This is a genomic window from Paraburkholderia sp. WC7.3g (assembly GCF_050436345.1).
Lineage (GTDB): Bacteria > Pseudomonadota > Gammaproteobacteria > Burkholderiales > Burkholderiaceae > Paraburkholderia > Paraburkholderia podalyriae.
In genome coordinates, this window is the sequence record NZ_JBNDMA010000004.1 from 22,761 (window position 1) to 42,352 (window position 19,592).

The 19,592-nt window shown below is 57.7% G+C and carries 12 protein-coding genes and 1 pseudogene; 5 read left to right on the top strand and 8 right to left on the bottom strand.

The window, feature by feature from the left end; genetic code table 11:
- Positions 1–31: 31 nt before the first annotated feature.
- Both OKW43_RS33495 and OKW43_RS33500 read right to left on the bottom strand, forming a co-directional pair.
- Complete coding sequence (locus OKW43_RS33495) at positions 32–1,270, bottom strand: lipopolysaccharide biosynthesis protein (protein ID WP_187634536.1); 1,239 nt, start codon at positions 1,268–1,270, stop codon at positions 32–34.
- Positions 1,271–1,344: 74 nt separating this feature from the next.
- Positions 1,345–3,609 (bottom strand): polysaccharide biosynthesis tyrosine autokinase, encoded by a 2,265-nt coding sequence (locus tag OKW43_RS33500; RefSeq protein WP_429452615.1) that lies wholly within the window; start codon positions 3,607–3,609, stop codon positions 1,345–1,347.
- Between the two features lie 408 nt (positions 3,610–4,017).
- Between OKW43_RS33500 and OKW43_RS33505 the strand changes: the two genes are divergently transcribed.
- The 3 genes from OKW43_RS33505 (at position 4,018) to OKW43_RS33515 (ending at position 7,154) form a co-directional block, all read left to right on the top strand.
- Positions 4,018–4,950 carry a polysaccharide deacetylase family protein gene (locus OKW43_RS33505; protein WP_429452617.1) on the top strand — a complete coding sequence of 311 codons (933 nt, stop codon included), beginning with the start codon at positions 4,018–4,020 and terminating at the stop codon, positions 4,948–4,950.
- A gap of 235 nt (positions 4,951–5,185) precedes the next feature.
- Positions 5,186–6,130 (top strand): glycosyltransferase, encoded by a 945-nt coding sequence (locus OKW43_RS33510; RefSeq protein ID WP_187634539.1) that lies wholly within the window; start codon positions 5,186–5,188, stop codon positions 6,128–6,130.
- Between the two features lie 97 nt (positions 6,131–6,227).
- Entirely contained in the window at positions 6,228–7,154 is a 927-nt protein-coding gene (locus OKW43_RS33515) for a glycosyltransferase (protein WP_187634540.1), read from the top strand.
- A 97-nt stretch (positions 7,155–7,251) separates the two neighbouring features.
- On the opposite strand, the gene OKW43_RS33520 is transcribed toward OKW43_RS33515, so the two are convergent.
- The 4 genes and pseudogenes from OKW43_RS33520 to OKW43_RS33535 form a co-directional block, all read right to left on the bottom strand.
- Positions 7,252–8,376, bottom strand: coding sequence for a glycosyltransferase family 4 protein (locus OKW43_RS33520; RefSeq protein ID WP_429452620.1), 1,125 nt, complete (start codon positions 8,374–8,376; stop codon positions 7,252–7,254).
- Positions 8,377–8,483: 107 nt separating this feature from the next.
- A pseudogene (locus tag OKW43_RS33525) lies at positions 8,484–9,083 on the bottom strand (sugar transferase); the annotation flags it as partial.
- A 1,030-nt stretch (positions 9,084–10,113) separates the two neighbouring features.
- Positions 10,114–12,072, bottom strand: coding sequence for an RICIN domain-containing protein (locus tag OKW43_RS33530; protein WP_429452622.1), 1,959 nt, complete (start codon positions 12,070–12,072; stop codon positions 10,114–10,116).
- A 17-nt stretch (positions 12,073–12,089) separates the two neighbouring features.
- Positions 12,090–12,659 (bottom strand): SCO family protein, encoded by a 570-nt coding sequence (locus tag OKW43_RS33535; RefSeq protein WP_429452624.1) that lies wholly within the window; start codon positions 12,657–12,659, stop codon positions 12,090–12,092.
- A gap of 601 nt (positions 12,660–13,260) precedes the next feature.
- Here OKW43_RS33535 and OKW43_RS33540 point away from each other — a divergent pair.
- Together OKW43_RS33540 and OKW43_RS33545 are read left to right on the top strand one after the other, a co-directional pair.
- Positions 13,261–14,502, top strand: coding sequence for a glycosyl hydrolase (locus OKW43_RS33540; RefSeq protein ID WP_429452626.1), 1,242 nt, complete (start codon positions 13,261–13,263; stop codon positions 14,500–14,502).
- Positions 14,503–15,302: 800 nt separating this feature from the next.
- Complete coding sequence (locus OKW43_RS33545; protein ID WP_187634546.1) at positions 15,303–15,626, top strand: hypothetical protein; 324 nt, start codon at positions 15,303–15,305, stop codon at positions 15,624–15,626.
- Between the two features lie 125 nt (positions 15,627–15,751).
- Here the strand turns inward: OKW43_RS33545 and OKW43_RS33550 are convergent, their stop codons facing one another.
- Both OKW43_RS33550 and OKW43_RS33555 read right to left on the bottom strand, forming a co-directional pair.
- Positions 15,752–17,773: an alkaline phosphatase family protein gene (locus OKW43_RS33550; RefSeq protein WP_429452628.1), complete on the bottom strand. Its 2,022-nt coding sequence runs from the start codon at positions 17,771–17,773 to the stop codon at positions 15,752–15,754.
- Between the two features lie 268 nt (positions 17,774–18,041).
- Positions 18,042–19,391 carry an NAD(P)/FAD-dependent oxidoreductase gene (locus OKW43_RS33555; RefSeq protein ID WP_429452630.1) on the bottom strand — a complete coding sequence of 450 codons (1,350 nt, stop codon included), beginning with the start codon at positions 19,389–19,391 and terminating at the stop codon, positions 18,042–18,044.
- Between the last annotated feature and the right edge of the window lie 201 nt (positions 19,392–19,592).

Consider the following 19,592-nt stretch of genomic DNA (forward strand, 5'->3'; position numbering starts at 1 on the left):
GCCGCAAGCATTGCACGGCTGACGGTGACGTTCATGGCGTTCCCCAACCGGGTTGCCGATCCGTATAAGCTTCGGTCCCCTTGCCGATCTTGAGTGCCTGATACGTGCCCACGCTTGCCACGATTGTTCCGCTCACGCTGAGCAGCAGCAGCGTGTGGATGAAGCCGACTCCGAAGAAATGCGCCGTCGCAAAGATCAGGAAGATCAGGACCGCATTGGCCATTTGAATCATCAGATCAACCTTCTGCCGGTTCACGACGATAAACACCTGCGCCATCGAACCGTAGATCGCCATGGTGATGAAGTACGGAACGAAGAGCAGGTACACCGACATTGACGATTCCCACTGCTCGCCCATCTTCACATGAATAATGAGACTCAAGCCCGCGTAGCATGCGGCGACCAGCGCGAGGCTGATAAAAGTCAGCGACGTTAAAAACTGGCGGGTCGGATTCACGCCGCCTTTTCGTTCGCCGTCGAAGTAATCGATCAGATCGCGGCGGAACACGGCCCCAAGACTCTGCGACAACAGTGACGCGGGAAAATAGCCGACGCGGTACGCGAGCGCGAAGATGCCGGCGTCGCGATGGTCGAAGATCATCGGCATCAGAATGGCCGACGCATAGATCACGAAGGAATTCAGCGTCGTGGTAGGCACGCCAAATTTAGCGTACTGGATCTGAAGCGCGGACAGCTTCATGAAGGCAGCCGGGACCAGATTTCGCGCCGAGTAAAGATAAATGACGGCCGGCACGAAAGTGGAGGCTAGAAAGATCCAGCTATAGGTATTGAAGACGCTTGCGCCCGTGCACTCACCTTTTGACAGCGCCATCAGGCAGATGAAGTAGCCAGCGAACGCAGCATTCGGAAAGAATCGGATCGAGGCGATCTTCGCGTACTTCCTTTCGCTGGTCAGTGCGGCACACAGCGCCTGCTGCATGAATACACCGAACGCGAGGCAGATTACCGGAATGTATTCGAGGTGGCCCGAAATGATTGCGGCCACCGCGAGCGCAAGACCGATCAGTATGGCGACGGCGCTGGAGCTCGTCATCGCGCGCACAGCCAGCGCCTTTTCCGCCGTCAAGCATGCCACCTCGAGCCGCAAGCCGATCACCGAGCCGACGAAAAGACCGCCGGCCATCAGTTGGCTGAAGTAACCGAGATCCGTTGGCCCACAATACTTCCCGATTAGAAGTACCGAAACAAAACTGAGCGCCTGGCTGAGTACGACCCCAGCGACACTGACGAACGAGTGTTTGATATTCACAGTCTATCTACGCCGAAAGCCGGTTGGTTTGTTGAACGCACTTCAGGAGAGCGGTCCTCCATCTGTCGCCATGGCTAGCTTTTTTGCGTGTCCCCACTGGCCGGCAATCCGTCGAGATAAGACGCGTTCCGATAGAGCCCGGCACGCGCGCCCAGACTGTAGCGATACATTTCGGTGTTGATGCCGTTGAAGATCACACCCTTCACGTGCGCATTCGCCTGCTTCAACTCCTTGGTTGCCTCTATCACCTCGGCAATGGAAGTCGTCTCGAAGCGCGTGACCAGCAACACAGTGCCGCAGCTATGCGCGAGCGCGGTTGCGTCGGACACGGCGAGAACAGGCGGCGTGTCGATCAGCACGATGTCGTATTCGCTTGTGTTCGCGAGGAATTGCTGCATGCGCTCGCTCAACAGAAGCTCGGCGGGATTCTCCGGCGTGGCGCCGCGCGGAACAAAATCGAGGCCCGGTACGACGTCACGCATGATGATTGACTCAGATTCACCATCCGACGACGACAGGTAATCGGCCAGTCCGGGCTTGCAATCGACACCGAAGTACTGCTCGAGGTGCCCCCTGCGGAAATCCGCGTCGATCAACAACACCCGCTTGCCGGCCGCCGATACGACCGCCGCCAGATTGGCGCAAAGAAACGACTTGCCAACCTGCTCCGTCGGGCCGGTCAGAAGCACGCGGTTATTGCCGGATTCCGATTCGAGCATGGCAAAATGCAGCGCAGTCCTCAGCCGGCGCAGGCTTTCGATCGATGCGTCGCGCGGAAACTCGCTCGCGAGCAAGAACTTGTCACCGGCCGGCGGGTTCGGCGTCTTGCCGATTCGCGCGACTCTCGCCTGCGACAGCGGCACGGTCGCATAGACGTTGAGACCCGTTTGCTCTTCGATCTCCTCTGCATCGGTAATGCCCCGATACAGCGCCGCGCGTGCGAACGCGGCGCCCACGCCCAGAATCAGACCGCCCAGCGCGGCGTAGATAATCACCAGAAGCTTGTTCGGCTTGATCGGATCTTTCGGGACCACCGGGCTATCGACCAACCGCACCGTTCCCACCTTGCCGGCACGCACAAGTTTGAGTTGCTGCATGTTATTCAACATACCGACGTATAGTTCGTTGTCGACATTCACCTCTCGCGTCAGACGCACGGCGTTCTGCTCCAGGTCCGGCAACGCCTGTTCCTGCTTCGACAGTGTTTCGACCTTGCTGGTCAGCATGCCGATCTGCTGGTTGATTGCCTGAATGCTAGGATGATCCGGTGCGTAGAGCGCACTCATTTCAGCCCGCTTTTGCTTCACCTCGAGAAGGCTGCGCTCGGCCGCCACGCTTTGATCGAGATACGATTTGCCTTGCTCGCTCAGATTGAAGACGCCCATGCGGTTGCGCATGTCGTTGTAGCGACCTTCAGCGCGCTCCAGGTCGCTCTTGAGTTGCGGAAGCTGAGCGCTCAGGAACGCGAGTGACTTCTCCGCTTCTGCCGCCTTGCGCTCGAGGTTCTGGTCGACATACGCCTTGCCGATTTCGGCGAGCGTGCCGGCCGTGAGCAACCGTTCGGAACCCGTCAGCGACGCCGCGATGATGCCGCTGTCTTTTCCCTTCTGCGAAATGTTGAGCTTGTTCTGCAGATCTTCGACCGTCTTTTCACGCGACTGCCTCACCAGAACGAATTCAGTGCCCGGCTTCGCGTTCAGCGAATCGACCCTGAGCGTGATCGCGCCATCAGGCAGTTTCATGTCCAGCGATCCGCCGACGACGCCCTCGATCGGCTGGTCGAGATCCGATTGCTCCAACCGGTAGCGGCCGCCGTTCAATACGGTCAATACGAACTTCTCGCCTTCGAATGCTTCCGGAACGTTGAAGCTGGACACTTTGATCGATTCTTTGCCCCACGCATATCCGCCATATCCGAATATGCCTGGCTGAGAAAGGCTCGTGGCTTTCCGGCCCACCCAGTCGCCAATTAACGGAAAGCGTTTCGGCTTTGCGCTGATATCAAGGCCGAGATCATCAACGGCTTTTCCCACCACCATTCTCGACTGAAGTAATTCCATCTCAGCCGTTGCCTCTGTTTTCACGTCGAACATGCTGGAGACGTCGCCCAGAGGGCTTTTCGAATTGTTGGTTGGTAGGCTGTCTTCGACCTGGACAAGAATATCGGCTTGATAAACGGGCCGCGCGATATACGCGTAAGCCACACCCAGTGCGAGGACACTGCCGGCGATTCCTCCGACAAGCCAACGGTTTGCGACAAGCACGTCCAGATAACGCGACAGGTTGACATCGTCATTTCGTAGCGCAGCAGCATTCGCAAGCGGAGAATTGTGATTCATCGAAAACCCCACGGATCGATATTCGAAAAAGTCGGAACCTGCATGGGTGCGCAGGCACCGCGGCGTACCAAAACAATGCTTGTCACGGGACGGCCACAATTAACCACGATGCAGAGTGTGGGATCCTGGCGTGCAACGCACCGGCGCAGACATCCCCACACGTTGTACGCACCCGAGCGCTCGGGACAAATCGTCTTACCGTCTAAAGGAAAATTCCGCCTGTTCTGGCGCGGTCTTCTACGTTCTCCAGCGCCCGACATATCACGCCAGAAACCAGAGAGATTTATTCATACCAGCAGCAATCGCAGATTAACTTATGGCTTACAGCACCACTGTACGCTGCCGCACATTCTCATTTCTCGCCACAACGGCACAATGCAATTGAATCGCCGGTAATTGGACAGACATATGAAACCCTTGATGCGTGAGATATTCACACGCGCTCTACTTGTCGCTGGTGTGCCGACGGCGGTTAGAGCGCTATTGTGGCGCGACCGTGTCGCGATACTGCTTTATCACGATCCTACGCCCGCAACGCTCGAAGCGCATCTTGAATATCTGAAAGACAAGGTGGAGTTCGTTCCGCTTTCGGAGGCAAACTCGCGCGGCAACGGCCGCCCGCGCGCCGCAATCACTTTCGATGATGGTCATGTTGGCAATGCCGACCTGTTACCCATTTTTGTCAAATACGGCGTGCGCCCCACCATCTATATCTGTAGCAGCGTCGTGGCGCAACAGCGGACTCACTGGTTCCTGGATCCCGTCGCCAAACGTGCCAACGTGAAGCGGCTGATTCGCATGAAAAACGACGAGCGTCTCGCGGAATTGGCCGCGCGGGGCTTTCAGCAGGACCAGCTGAACGAGTCGGCCATCGTGAGTGGCCTGAGCGCCGCCCAGATCCAAACGATGCGCCCTTATGTCGATTTTCAGTCCCACACGCGCTATCACCCGACGCTGACCCGCTGTGACGACGACGAATGCTTTGAAGAACTTGCCGGCTCCCGCATCGAGGTTGAGCGCCTCGTCGGCAAGCCGTGCGAGCATTTTGCGTATCCCTACGGCATTTACGGTCCGCGCGAAGTGGCGATGCTGAAGGTAGCCGGCTACAAGACGGCACGCACGACCGATGTTGGATGGAACGATCAAAGCAGCGATCCGTTCCGGCTCAAGGCGTTCGACATCGACGACGACTCTTCGGTGTCATGGTTTGCCGCGCAACTCACCGGCTTCACGCTGGCGCCACGCTATCTTCGGCTGGGCCGTGTTCGGCGCTTCTGCGAGCGGCTTCGTGGCAGGTCGCGGCCACTGAATCAGACGTCGCAAGCGCAGCGCCCGCAATAACGTGTAGTGTGAAAGACTCGGTCCTTCGGCGCGCGGCATCGAACAGATCGCGGTCGATCGTAACGACAACGTCTGGTCGATCAGTTCGGCCAACGATAAATTGAGTGCGGGAGAGACTGGGACGGGACCGCCTGGCGAATCAGGAATCGTCTGTCATTCCTGACAACTGCCTGCAAAGCAATTTTTCATAACAAACTTAATTGTCTTCATCTCCCTATAGCGACAAAGGTGCAACATGCGCAAGATCTTCATCATGCATCCGGGCAACGCCAATTATCCGGAAATCACGGCCTACAAGAATTACTTTCAGAATCGCGGCGCGGATGTTCTGATTGGATCGACGAGCGAATTCCGAAAACTCGAAAAGAAGGACGACGTTATTCTTTGGTCAATCATGGGTTTCTACCCGGACCGCCTTGCGTCCGACTTCGTCATCCACGATTACCGTTCGCTTTCCGTGGGCGGCTGGCCAGCGATGAAGGACTTCGCGAAACGGCACTTCAACTGTCAGCCGAACCTACGAATCTTCCAGAACAAACGGCAGCAACAGATCATGGGCTTTGGCGCCGGCATGCCCAGCGTGATTTTACCGATGGGTGTACCGAACTGGATTTTTGAAGTTCAGGAAGAAAGCGGTCAGGATGAGAAGAAAGCTGACTTCTGCTATATCGGCGAAATGAGCGTCGAGCGTGGCTTCGATCGCGTGCTTGAAGCGTTCATCAAGAAATACTCGGACAGGAACAAATCGCTGCTGCTCGTCGGCAAGCCGGATCCACACATCCACGAGAAATTCTCGAAGACGGAAAATCTGATCTTTACCGGTCCTTTACCGCAGCGTGATGCGCTGAAGCACGTGGCCGAGTCGGATGTTGCCGTTTGCTATTTCCCCTATCACCGGCCGCACTGCTATCAGACGCCGACCAAACTGCTCGAGTATGCCGCGCTAGGCAAGAAGATCTTATGTAACGACTCGCCATCCAATATTCAATGCTGCGAGGAAATGGGCATCAATAGCGTAATCACCACAGCAAACATCTTCGACGGAATCGATGAGGAAGCCATGCGCGGTGCAAAAACCAATCGCCGCTCGGACTTCGCCAATCTGATCTGGGACAAGGTGATAGAGCAATCCAACGTCGTATCATTTTTGCCAGAGGATCTGAAGCTGAGGCTCTCCTGACCGGCTCATTAGCGGGATTTTTCTCCCGGCAGAGCTTTTGCCCCGACGGCGGCAATCTGTTCAGACGCAGCGACCCTACTAGACTCACGGAACAGAAATGCAGATATTCATTCTTCATCCTGGCAAGGCGAATTACCCAGAGATAGATGCTTACACCAAATATTTTTCGGAGAACGGATGCAACGTTTCTTCGGGCACGCCGAGCGAGTATCGGCGGATCAAGAATCCCGAGGACCACGTTCTTTGGTGCATCATGGGCTTCTACCCGAGAACCCCGACCGCGAAATTCGTGATTCACGATTATCGCTCGCTGTCAGTCGGTTGCTATCCCGTGCTGAAGGACAGCATCAAGAAGAAATTCCACCCGCGTCCCGACCTGCGAATTTTCCAGAACGAGTCGATGCGCGCAATGATGGGCTTCGACGACTGCGTGGATACCGTCTTCCTGCCAATGGGCGTGCCGGACTGGATCTTCGCGACGAGCGCGAACCGCAATCAATCGCTCCCCACCGGCACGTATTGTTACCTGGGCGAGATAACGCGGGAACGCGGCTTTGACGGCCTGATTGCCGATTTCCTGGCCGCAAAGCAAATGTCGGACACTCTCGTGTTAATCGGGCCGGTCGAGAAAGAGATCTCGGACTCGTATCTTCGCTCGCCAGGCGTGGTATTCACGGGACGTCTCGCGCAGCGCGACGCACTCGCGGTGGTGCGCAATTGCGATGTCGCCATTTCCACCATTCCGTACAGGCGTCCGTATAACGTCCAAACGCCAACCAAACTACTGGAGTACGCGGCGCTTGGCAAAAGAATCATCTGCAATGACTCGCCATCAAACCTGAACGCCGTCGCCGAGTTCGGCATTCAATGCAGGGTGACGGGCCCGAATGTGTTCTCCAGCATCTCACATCTCCGCCGCGACATGGTGCCGCTGAATGATCCTTCCACACTACTGCATCTGCGGTGGACGAATGTGATCGCCGCTTCGGGGGTGGATCGCTACCTCGCGCGAATTCAAAAATGAAAAATGGTTTGCGCGTTCACTCGTGCAAACCAATTCCTGATATTCCTGAACAGGTACCCGAGCCGCTCGCTCCGCGTTAGCCCCCCTCCCTCCCCAACTATTCGCTCAGCGCCGGACGCCCCTGACGTATGCCTTTCAGCAGGGCCGAATACAACTGCACCATATCGTTGTAAAAGCGGTCTTCGCTGAATCGGCCGCGCGCTTCCTGTTGCGCGCCGCGTGCAAGTTCTTCCCGGAACACGTCGTCCGCCATTATTCTCTTAATCAGCGACGACGCCTGCGCGGCGGTTCGATAAAGAACACCGGTCGATTCATGACGAACGGTGTCGATGTTGCCAGCGCAATCCGTTGCCACCACCGGCGTACCGAGCGTCATGGCTTCGATCAGGGAGATCGGCATGCCTTCCCATGACGCCGTCGACAGATAGATGTCCGCCTGCGCCACCGCTTCGATCACTTCCGAGCGCGCGACCCATCCAGTCACCCGTACACCCGCGTCGATGAGCATTCCTTTCAGGTCCGCGTCGCCGTCGCCAATCCATACGAGCTCGATCCCATCGCGATCCAATGAACGTGCAATCTCAGCGAAGAGTTGGGGATTTTTTTGCACGCGAATTCCGCCTACCGTTACGATTCGGCGCTTGTTCCCCGCGTCGGTTTTTCTTGCGCTTCCCAGATGATGGTCCGCCTGTTCGGCAACGGCCTTGTCTATCGCATTTTCGATCAGCACGGCGTCTCGCCAAAGGTGACGTCGGATCGCGGAGCATTCACTTTCTGAGCAACCGACATACGTGCAAGCTTTTACACTCGCAAGCCACTCCAGCGCGGCAAAGCAATAGCGTTTCAGTTTGCCAACGTCGCGTCTGACGAAAGAGATGCAATGCGGGCTATATAAAAACGCGGTGGAAGGAAGACTGAATAAGGTCGAAACTCGTCCGAGGAAACCGGCAAACGACGAGTGCATGTGAACGACGTCCGGATCCAATTGCGCGAGTTGCCGACGCAGCCCGGACAATATGCTCGTGAGCGACGGACCTTTCATCTGAAGATGTTCGAGAATCACACCCGGATGGAACATCGAATGCAGATTCTTCGGCGTTTCTTCCCGTCTTGAATAAATCACATAGACCTCGTGACCTTCCTTGACGAGCCGCGTCGCAAGTGTGCTGACTACCATCAGCGTTCCCGTAGCGGTCGATTCAACCACGTGGACTATTCTCATGGCATTTCTCTCATGAACTGTGCATCGTTGACGGAGGCCATTGGCGATTCGTCGGCGTGATCGGCGAAAGCGCACTATCTGCGGCGCGCGACGAATTGGATCGCGGCCTAGTAAGCTCCGTCTTTCGCAAAGACGACTTTGACGGTCCTCAGGAGAATGCCGATGTCGAACGCCAGCGAGCGGTTCATTGCATATTTGACGTCGAGCGCAACCCGCGTCGGATAATCGACATCGTTGCGCCCGCTCACTTGCCACAAGCCCGTGATTCCCGGCTTCAGCGCGAGGTAGTAGCGCACATCGCGTCCGTATCGCACCAGTTCTTTCTGGACCACGGGGCGGGGGCCAACCAGGCTCATCTCACCACGCAGCACGTTCCAGAGCTGCGGCAACTCGTCGAGACTCGTCTTACGCAAGATGCGTCCCACCGGCGTAATACGGATATCGTTCTTCAGCTTGAAGTCACGTTCCCATTCCGCGCGAGCCCGCGGATCGGTTGCGAGCAATTCTGCAAGAACCTTGTCCGAATTCATCACCATAGAGCGGAATTTCAGGCATTTGAAGGTACGTCCGCCACGGCCGATTCTAGGGTGACCATAAACAGCGTTTCCTTTGTCGCGCATCACGGCCAACGCGATAATGACTAGCACTGGTAAAAGCAGAACAAGCAGGATGGAAGCAACACAGACGTCCATGGTTCTCTTCATCACGTCGTCCCACCAGACGAATAGAGAATCCGCGTTCGCCGTATTTGAATGATCAAAGGCCCCCTTCTTTAGATCGACATCGAGATGCGTGTCGTCCAGTTTCGGATCCGCGGCGGCGTCAGAATCAGACATGTTATCTCCTTAAAGATGCAGCCACCTCTGGGGATAGCGCCGGCGAGGACGCCAAGGCGAAATGCGGTGCTACGCGCATGGGCAGTAGCAAAGAAGGATCTATTACGGCCTCAGATCCTTAATGTTGTTTCGGATTCGCAATGATCGTAACACTCCGCTCGGAGTCAAAATGTTATCGATCGCGCATACTTACCCATCTTGCAGTTGGATCGCGACACGCCGTTAAAATTACCGAAATAAGCGCTTCGAACGCACTGACTATAGTTAACTCTCCTCAGTAACGAACACACCTTTTTATGACAATTAACTGCCACGTCACACTCATTTCTTATCAGACGTTTTTCGCGCCTTACGCCGAGCGCTTATGTTTGTCTGAACAAGCCAGGGCGCCATACGTCTATAACCGATGCGTGCGGCCACGAGAGACGCGGAAACTCCGGCAACTGCACGCAACGTCGCTACGGCTTCGTAATGAAATGCCACAACGCCGAGCACTCTGTATCGGATATGTGGTAATGAGGCATGGCTTTGCGCAACATCACATCGGCTGGGTCGATGCCTTCTCTCAGCGCCGTGCAGAAGGATGTTTGATCGTAACTACTCGCCGGACCGCCTCTTCGACTCCTGGCGGGAAGCAGGTTGGCGGCGGTCAAGGGTGGCGCGAATCCGTCGGCCGCACCGGTTTGCGAGTGGCAGTTGGCGCAACGGGTGGTCGAGCCGGGCAACCTATGATCGTCGCCGCGCAATTGCGCCGCGAGCGCATGCTGCCCGTTAAAGATCGAGCAGCCAAGTTCGTTCGACCGACAAAGCGGCGCGGCGTGCGCAACATACGTGGTGCACGCCGCAGCGAGTGCCAGTGCGCGAGCCGCACGCGTTGCGGTACCGCGTAACCGTAGTGCCATCATTGGATCTGCACCGTGCGCGACACGCTCGGCACACCCTTCGCGTTCAGACCAAACAGCATGTAGTAACCCGGCACGACGACACCCGGATCTGAAGGAATATTGATCAGATATTCGCCCGCCGTTCCTACCGTGAAAGTCACGGGTACACGACGCTGCTCGTTGTTAACCGAGTGGGTGGATGACGACATGCGCATCAGCGCAAAAGCCTGGATGCCACTGCCGCCTGTTACGGCGATCGTTGTACCGAGCTGGGCCGTTGCGGGCGCTGCCGTGAGGGTCGGCCGGGTTGCCGCCGAGCCGTCCGCATTGAGCAGATACGGTGGCGTCAGTATTTCGAGGTTCGTGTGATTCGTCGAGCAACTGCCGCACAGGCCGCTGCCGCCACTCAGTACGCGTCCGTCGGACAATAGCAGCGCGATGCTGTGGTAGTTGCGCGGCACGGCTTGCGGCGGGAGTACCGAGAACCTCTTCGTGGTGGGATCCCACAACTCTGGCGCCAGCACGCCGGTGTCGTCCGAGAACGGTTGCGCGAACGCCTGTCCACCTATGACGACCACCTGACCGTTCGGCAAGACCACGCTGTTGCTAAAAGCGCGGCGGTAGTTCATCGGCGCGAGCGTTTGCGTCACGGCCGTGCCGCTGCTAATGTCGATCAGCGTGGCGTTCGAAGTCGCGTTGGACTGCTCGTAGCTCGGCGCGCCGCCCACAGCCAGAATTTTGCCGATGTCGTACATGACGGCGTTGCCGTTCATCGCATCGGCATCACTGCCCCGGTTGCCGGCCGGTGTCACGTTGCCCGCGCCGGCCGTATCGAACCAGTGCATGGCCACGCTCGGACCCGCGTGGAAGACACGGCCATCCGCCACCGCGAACAGCCACGCGTGGTTGTCGGCGCGGAAAATGCCGCCCGCGTCATTCGTGACGATATAGTCGGCGAGAATCGCGCTGTTGACATGCCAACCCGTGCTCGGCGTCCAGGTTTCCGCGGTCTTGCCGCCCTCGCCTCCATTCCATGACCCGCCCACCAGGAAAGCGTTGCCATTGCTCAACGTTACGCTGCCATGGTAAGCACGCGGAATATTCATTAGAGGACCTGACGACCAGGTGCCGGTCGACGGTGTATAGAAGCTCGTTTTGTCGCTGCTGGATCCACCAGTGACATACAGACGGCCATCCGGAAGATTGACGATACCCGGGCAGAACATGTCGTGACCGGTGTTCGTCACGAGCACCTGCTTGCTGGTGCCGGTCGTGGGGTTGAAAACCGCGGTGTACGTGTTGCCCGGAGTTATTTCGCCCGACGTAAACTGCAGTTTTTGATCAGCGGACCATACGACCACGTTGCCATCGGGCAGGTTCGCCGCAGCGGCCGGCACGATCGACAGGTTATAGGGCGTGGTCCACTTCGCGGGCAATGTATTCGCGGCCATGCCACTGATTTGCCACGTCTGCAGAGCGGTTCCACTGCAAGGCTGCTGCGTGATCTGCGAGCCCTGCGCCGTGAGACTCGCTACAGCCAGACACAAATTACTTTGCGACGCGACGATTGCAAAGCCGCCATTTTGCGGTATCAGTTGATAGCTTTGATTCGCCTGGCCATTGCAGGTCCACTGGTCCGCCCCGGTGCCTGCGTCCGTGCTTTGACCGTAGATATCGAGGCAAAGGTTGCTGTTGACGTTGACGAACTGATAGAGCCCGTTGTTCTGCGTCAATGTCCAATGCTGGTTATACCCGCCGTTGCACGTCCACTCGATAACCAACGCACCAGGCGTTGTCGATTCGGCGTTGACGTCCGCGCACAAGGTCATACCGTTGACCGTAAGCGTGCTCGACGTCTGCGCGTCGGCAGCCGTGGAAAATGCTGAAAGTGTCGACATGACTGAGATTAGCAGCAGCGCTCTCACGAACCTGTCGAACAATTGGCAAATAATCTTTAACGATCTATTTTTTGACATGGCCTCGATCCAATAAGCTATACGCGCGCTAATGCGCCCAGTACATCGCAAACCTGATCTGCGCGAGGCAAGTCGTCGCTGCGCCAGCGCAACATCCCGTCCGCGTCGAAGCAGTAGATCTGCGTCGAATGATCGGCAATGTTGCCGAGCGGCAACGTACTCCCCGAAAGTGCGACGCGAATCCGGTCGACGTCCTGCAACGTCGGTGTGACCGCCCGCCACTCAGGTCCGGCCTGAAAGCGCTTGAGCCACGCATGCAGCGCGGTTGGCGAGTCGGAAAGCGGATCGATTCCGATCGACACCAACTGAACCGGATAGCGAGTGTGAAGCTGCGATATACGTTGCTGAACGGTGCTAAACAACGCACCCTGCAAAGGACACACTGAACTGCATCCTGTGTAAATCGTCTGCATCGCAGTCACTTTCCGATGCAACAAATCGCTTAGCAGCTGTTTCCGGCCGCTTTGATCAACCAGCCAGACGTCACCGAGACGAACGGGCGGCGTAACGAGTCCTATGCTTGCGTGCTGTGCAAACCCCGGCAAGGACACGCCGGTTAACGCTGCTGCTGATACGCCGCGCAGCAACGCACGGCGCCTCGAATTCTGAATCGGCGCGCGCGCACATACCGCCGCGCGAGCCCGAGCGGATTGACGAAACATGGCGATCATTTCCCTGAATATCTAACGGCCTGCAGGACCACGCGTCGCCATTTGTCGACGCGCGATACTGGTCAATAATGTGCACGACTCGCGCGACGGCTTTGATCGCGTATTGTTGGCGAATCTGTGACATTTCCAAGCGTAGCAGGGAACTTGCGTGAGATGGTGGTATCGGGTCCACGACTTGCTGCACTCTGTGGGTTTGGTCACATTGCTCTTATAGCCTCAATAAAACTGCTTTTATTTTCCTGCAGTAGTCGACCGTCCTTATACTTTCCTCAATGCGAGCGCTGCAGCAATCTTCTTAATAAACGCGTTCAGATAAATCGCGTTATGCGAGTTTGTTCGCAATTCGCAATGTTCGCCGTGCCAGATATTTTGTGATCGTGATGCCAGCGACGGTTGACACACACGTTTGACTTGTCTGGATCAGCAATGCCACTGCTTTAGCAATCGATGTTCATCGCCGCACGTAACTTCAGCGTTTCCGCGCCAGCATGAGTCGGTAGACGTTTATAGTCGAGCCATGAAACTCAGACTCTTCTCCCTATGCGTCGCTCTGACACTGGTGTGCGCCCAACCAATGCCGACGCTCGCCGGAGCAGGTTCCGCCACCGCCTCGCTAAAGCAACTCGTCGCACTCCAGCCGCCGCCAACTGGCAGTGGCAGGGACCGCTTCGCAATGGACGTCAATTGCAATCTCTGGAGTGCGGATCAGAAGGCGCTGAGTGAATGTTCGAAGGACCTGGATCTGATTGCCGGACTGGGCGTCGGCACGGTTCGCCTCGGCGTCTCGTGGGAGTTCATGACGCTGGCCGATGGCGGCACGCTGGACCCAAACAAAGTCGCTTTCCTGAAGTCTCTTCTGAACGCCGCACGCACGCGCGGCATGAAGATCCTTTTCCTGGTCGGCATGTACGCGCCTGCCAGCGCATACCAATGCTCGGCCACCCAGGATCCGCCGACCGCATCGTCAGCGCGATTCGACTTTTGCGACGCGACATTCAAGAGGTATTTCGGCTCGCTGATGGACGTTGTTCTGCCGTTCACGGCTGACATCGAGTTGTTCAACGAGACCAACTGGTCGTTCTCCGCTTCCGACCCGTCTTACGGTGATCCGAACGGTATTTCCGGCTACATTCTGAGTCGCAGCAAGACGCTCTATTCGGAAGCCAGGCAGATTCTGAACACGAAGAGCCAGTCGGGGTACAAAACGGTTCTGCACACTCAGGGCATCTCATACTTCTACAACTCGGCGTACCCGAACAACGGCTGGCAACCGCCAGCAGGCAGCCAGTTGATTCAGGCGACCGACTACATCAAGGCGATGGGTAACAACGCGAATAGTGCTTCCAGCCCGTTGAACACCACGATCGATGTCGTCGACATTCACCCGTACTTCAGCACCGGCGACTACGACATGATGATGCAGGCATTGATGATCACGGTGTCGAACCTCGTCAGCAGCGGCGCCAAGCCAATCTGGCTGACCGAAACCAACAACGGCACCGACCGTACGGACGCCGGACAAACGGCCGCATTCAACAAGTTGAAGATTCTGATGAACAAGGGTTCGGTGACAAAGGCGTTCTGGTATGTCGTGCGTAACGGCGATCCGAGCAATGGCGAAGGCGACGGCTATTCGATCTACGACTACAAGCGCAATCTGATCCGTCCGCAGCTTGCAGCCGCGATTCAAGCCTACACCGCGACTATTCCGCATTCGCAGCGCTTCCTGTCGGGTGCTTACCTAACACCCATCAAGTAATCCCTTATTCTGTAACTCATGAACGAAGCGGGCGCCGACTATGGCACCCGCTTCGGTTTCCTTTCTGACAGCGGTTCGCCCGCCTGGCGGTTTGGGCGATGCAAGACGGCGATTTACGCCACGCTGGCTCGCGAAGACACCGCGTGACTATAAGATCAATTGCCGTCCTTCGAGCTCCTCGCGCGTGCCACGCAAAGTGCGCATGCAAAGACACCAATCGCCACGCCGACCAACAGACACGCGGCATGCGTCAGGAAACTTACCATCTTCACTCCTTTAAGGACCCGATCAATTCTTTCAAAGCGTTGAGTTGCACCTGCAATCTCACGTCGCGTTGTGCGACGTTAGCATCAAAGACATCCACCAATGAAGTCGAGCGCCGGCGTGAGGCATGCTACCAGACCTTTGTCGGAACGCGTTCGCTGTTGGCTTTGAATGGGCAGCATTTTGCTGCCGGTGAGCTGCCGGCGATCGCGGTATCCAGAAGTCGGTATCGCGGTCGGCCGACGTCAAGATTGTGCATTGCACGGCGAAGGGCTGTGGTTGGCCGCCTACTGCCTGACACGGTCGCCCTAATTCGGACCCTCAGGCACCATTCCGTTTTGGCACGCAGTAATGGCCGCTTTGGCGGTGGAACGGTCGCGTGCCGACGCTTTGCCGCCTGGCTGCCTCGCCACCCTTCCAGACGACTGACGTCTGGAGGTCTGCTTCTTGCTCTGGCCGAAGGTCGGGAACCGCCCCACTTCAATGAAAGCTTGCGTTAGAGTTGAATTCCGCCGATCCCCACAGAGGTTGACAAAATGGAAACCAAACGCTCCGAGCTCGACGTCTCTACTTCCAGCACTACGGTAGTTGGACTCATAGAATTGGCGACGCACGCCATCGATCTGCTCGCGCGCGATCAGATCGACCCACGCTTCGCGAGGAAACTCTGGAAGCGCATGTCAAACGAGGCGGAATGCATTGAACAGCAATCGGGCGAGCTGACGTCTACCCTTGAGAAAACGCTCGAGCAACTCGAACACGCAGTGACGGACCACCAGGCAGATGACCTGGTGCATGCGGCCGCCGCACTCAGGGAAGAGACCGGGATTAAAGAAAAGAAGGCGAAAAATAAAAAATAGAACAGCGCCGCCCGCTGGCTAAGAGCCCAGGGCGACGACCGTCCTCCTGAAAGCGCTAAGGATCGCCGCCGGAATGCGCGGCGATCGCTCTTTTCGTTATGTGCTACAGCGGGTGCCGCGCGGCCTCAGAAAGGCCACCACCCCTTACCGCCGCCGCGGTCGCCATCGTCCTCGCGCCGGCCGTTATCGTGATCGCCTGAGCCCCGCCTGAAATCGAAAAGGTCAAACAGATCGCCAATCGCGGGCGCATTAACTGGCACGTACGGGTTATTGCCGCGCTGGACCGGGTTTGGCAGGTTGTCGCGACTGCGTCCGGTAATCGGCGGAAGCCCCCAGTTGCGCTCAATGAACTTGACCAGAGAAGCGTGATCGGCGTAGCTATGGGAAATGCGTCCTCCGGCCGAATACTTCGACACTGCGATCATCGGGATACGCGAGCCGTCGCCAAAGTAGTCGATGGGCTGGACATAGCCGGAATCATAGTAGCCGCCGCCCTCATCCGTGGTGATAAGGATCGCCGTCGTAGCCCATAGCTTCGGATCGCTTTTCACCGCATCGACCAGTTTCCTGACGAACGCCTCGTATAGGCCGAACTTCGACGATGTAGGATGCCCGTCGAGCAGTCCGCCTGGCTTCACGAACGATACCGCCGGCAGATTGCCCGCGCCGATGTCCGCATACAGGTCTGGCAGGTCCGCCAGATGCGTGTCCCGGACCTGCTGATTCGTCATGATCGACGTCTCGTACAGGAACGGATTGCAAATGTTGCAATAGACGCTTTTGGACGGATCCTTGATGAAGCTGCGCCAGCCTTCCCCGTAGTACTTCCACGGGATTTTGCGATCAAGCAGCGTATCCCCGATCGTGCGCACCGGTGACGGAGGGATCGTATACGGCGACTTCGACCTGTCGAGTACTGTGCCGTCGCCGTTATATCCCGGGTTGTAGTTGTTCAGCAGGTAATAGTGCTTCGACGCACAGTTCGGCTTGGGATCATAGGGCAGCGATTCAAGGTACTGGCGGATCGGGCCGACGCCGGGCTGGCTCGCGTCCGAACAATTGCTATAGCTGCCGCCCGAGTAGCCGTCCTGCGTGTACCAGTTGTTGGTGCCGGCCAACGGATCGGGGTCTTCGATCTGGTCCGAGGGCGGCGTTGCCGCGTTGCCGTTGCCGTCGGTGTAGTAGTACGCGTCAGCCGCGCCGATCATGATGCTGTTCGCCCCCGTGCCCCCCATCACCGGTTGATGATAGTTGTCGCTCATCGAGTATTGCCGGGCCAGCTGCGTGAAGTACGGCATGTCGCCGTTGTTCACGTTGTAGAAGCCGAGCGCATTCGAGCCTTCGCCGGTGGTCTGATCGGTAAAGGGCGTCGGTTGCGGCTTGCCGTTGCTTCCCGCGCCGATGGTCGTCTCGACCCACGCGAACAGATCGCCAAGGCAACCGCTAGGATTCTCGCGACTCGCATGCGCGACCGCACAGTCCGCTTGCTGCCACGCCTGATAGAAGCGGTGCACCGGACCGCCCATGTACGCCTCGTAGAGCGGTGGCTGCAACAGATAGGGACCGCTCAGCAACGCGTTGTAGTTGGCCACCCGTGAATCCTTCACATCCGTCGGCAGTCCTGTCGCGCCGGTCAACAACTGGTCGATGTCGGACGCCTCGAGTGCCGTCCCTTCGGCTTGGGCGGCCGCATCGTGAGTCGCGAAAGGTGGCGGGCTTGCGTCGCTAGCCGCGGTCGGCGCTCCGCCTGTCTCGGGGGCGGGCAGCGTCCCGTATGGAGTTTTATTCGGCGGGGCGATCGAGAATCCGGCCGGTGCGCTCAATTGCGCCTGATATTGCTGCGCCTTCCTGAAGTTCGGGCCCGGTGAACCGTCTGCATTGACGATGCCCCGCGACAGCAGGTTCCAGACTGACTGGCCTCGTGCGGGTTGGTAGGTGCCGAACACGTGGTCGAAGGTTCGATTTTCGCCGACGATGATGATCACGTGCTTGATTGGCGTCAGCGTTCGGGACGCATGATCGTCGCCTGCCGCAGACACGCCTGTGGGCAATGTAGCGAACGCGAGTGCAGCTACCCCCGCAAGCCCGGAAATAGAAAGTCGTAAGTACGTCTTATTGCATCGTTGTGACAGGTGGAATATCGCCATTTGCCGCCTCCTTACCGTTGGTTACAACGGTAAGACCTTAGAGCCGCTCCATGAACGTGGAGAGTCGCTGGCATTACAGTCGGCTAACGTCCGGCTCCATGGGCGCGTTTTGGCGTGGTATGAGGCGATTGGTGACTAGCAAGCGTCTGAAACGGCCGAACGATGGCCAGCAGGGACCGGTCGCGGCTTTGGCCTGAACCGCCGCTTTCATATGCAGACGACGCGTGTCAGCGGCCAGACACTTCAGCCATCTACAACGACCTGTTGCTCAGTGCAGCTTGACGTGCGGCGCCGTGCTTCGACGGAGCCGATGCGCGAGCGTATTGACGATCATGCGTGCATAGCCATGCAGCGCTGCAACATGCATCCGATATAGCGACAGGTACATGAAGCGAGCAAGCAGTCCGTCCACGAGCATGCTGCCGCCGATAAGCCCGCCCATCAGACTGCCCACCGCATTCGCGTGCCCGAGCGATACCAGCGAGCCGAGATCGCGATAGGCAAACTCCGGAAGCTTTTGTCCCTCGATGCGTCGCGCAAGTGCCTTGACTAAAAAAGATGCCTGCTGATGCGCCGCCTGAGCGCGCGGGGGAACATTGCGCTCGTAACCCAACCATGGACAGGCCGCGCAATCGCCGAATGCGAAGACATGGTCGTCGACACTGGTCTGAAGCGTGCGGCGCACATTGAGTTGTCCCAGATGATTGATGGTGAGCCCATCGAGCGTTGAAAGCACCGCAGGTGCCTTGATGCCCGCGGCCCACACTGTGAGATCCGCACGGATGGTTTTGCCGTTTTTCGTGCGGATCAGTCCGGGCGTGATCTCCGCGACCCGCTCGTCGACCATCAACTTGACGTTGAGTTTGCCAAGCAAGCCGGCTGCTGCGGTCGATACGCGTTCTTTCAACGCCGGCAGAATCCGCGGACCTGCTTCAATCAGCATGATTCCGACGTCGTGTGTTGGGTCGAGTCGATGCAAGCCATATGATGAGAGTACCTTCGCCGTGTTGCGCAACTCGGCGGACAATTCCACGCCTGTAGCGCCCCCTCCGACAATCGCAACCTGGACACGAGGCGTGCGATCGGCGGGCGTTGCACAAGCACTGCCCTCCCCGCTTTCTCGTTGTTGTTCGGCGCGAATGCAAGCTGCGATCAGGCGCTTGCGAAAGCGCTCCGCGTGAGCGACGGTATCAAGCGCGAGCGAGTTTTCCGCCGCGCCCGGTACGCCGAAATAGTGCGTTGTACTACCGATGGCAAGAATCAACGAGTCGTACTCGATCCGGCGCGGCGGCACCAGTTCGGTTCCGTCGTCATCGAGCAGGGGCGAGAGCAGAACGTGTCTCGAGCCACGATTCAGTCCGACAAGTTCGCCCTGCACGAACTGGAAACCGTGCCACTGGGCTTGCGCGGCATACGCCAGTTCCTGTGCGAACGGATCCAGACTTCCCGCTGCGACCTCGTGCAACAGGGGCTTCCAGATATGCGTCGGGTTGCGGTCGATCAACGTAATCGACGCACGTTGTGCGCCGCTTCTTCGCCGACCGCCATAACGATCGCCTAGCCTCGTTGCGAGTTCGATTCCACCCGCTCCTCCTCCCACGATCACAAAACGATGCATGCAGATTCTCCCTGGTCGGCGACGCGCGGTACGGATATCCAGCACAACGGCTGAGACCAACTATCGCAGAAGCGCCGCGGCAGGAAAATCTCATAGTTCTGATGGCTGCCTTCAGGTTTTCTGATTGACGAACCACCACCGGCTCGTCGCAGTTGCGGCTCGGTCTCTGCAAACGCAACGCCCCGGCGTTTCCTTGACAGG

Excerpts from the sequence above, each read along its gene's own strand:
- OKW43_RS33530 (WP_429452622.1), bottom strand. The coding sequence starts at position 12,072 with ATGTCAAAAAATAGATCGTTAAAGATTATTTGCCAATTGTTCGACAGG.
- OKW43_RS33540 (WP_429452626.1), top strand. The coding sequence starts at position 13,261 with ATGAAACTCAGACTCTTCTCCCTATGCGTCGCTCTGACACTGGTGTGC.
- OKW43_RS33520 (WP_429452620.1), bottom strand. The coding sequence starts at position 8,376 with ATGAGAATAGTCCACGTGGTTGAATCGACCGCTACGGGAACGCTGATG.
- OKW43_RS33555 (WP_429452630.1), bottom strand. The coding sequence starts at position 19,391 with ATGCATCGTTTTGTGATCGTGGGAGGAGGAGCGGGTGGAATCGAACTC.
- OKW43_RS33545 (WP_187634546.1), top strand. The coding sequence starts at position 15,303 with ATGGAAACCAAACGCTCCGAGCTCGACGTCTCTACTTCCAGCACTACG.
- OKW43_RS33550 (WP_429452628.1), bottom strand. The coding sequence starts at position 17,773 with ATGGCGATATTCCACCTGTCACAACGATGCAATAAGACGTACTTACGA.
- OKW43_RS33500 (WP_429452615.1), bottom strand. The coding sequence starts at position 3,609 with ATGAATCACAATTCTCCGCTTGCGAATGCTGCTGCGCTACGAAATGAC.
- OKW43_RS33505 (WP_429452617.1), top strand. The coding sequence starts at position 4,018 with ATGAAACCCTTGATGCGTGAGATATTCACACGCGCTCTACTTGTCGCT.
- OKW43_RS33510 (WP_187634539.1), top strand. The coding sequence starts at position 5,186 with ATGCGCAAGATCTTCATCATGCATCCGGGCAACGCCAATTATCCGGAA.
- OKW43_RS33515 (WP_187634540.1), top strand. The coding sequence starts at position 6,228 with ATGCAGATATTCATTCTTCATCCTGGCAAGGCGAATTACCCAGAGATA.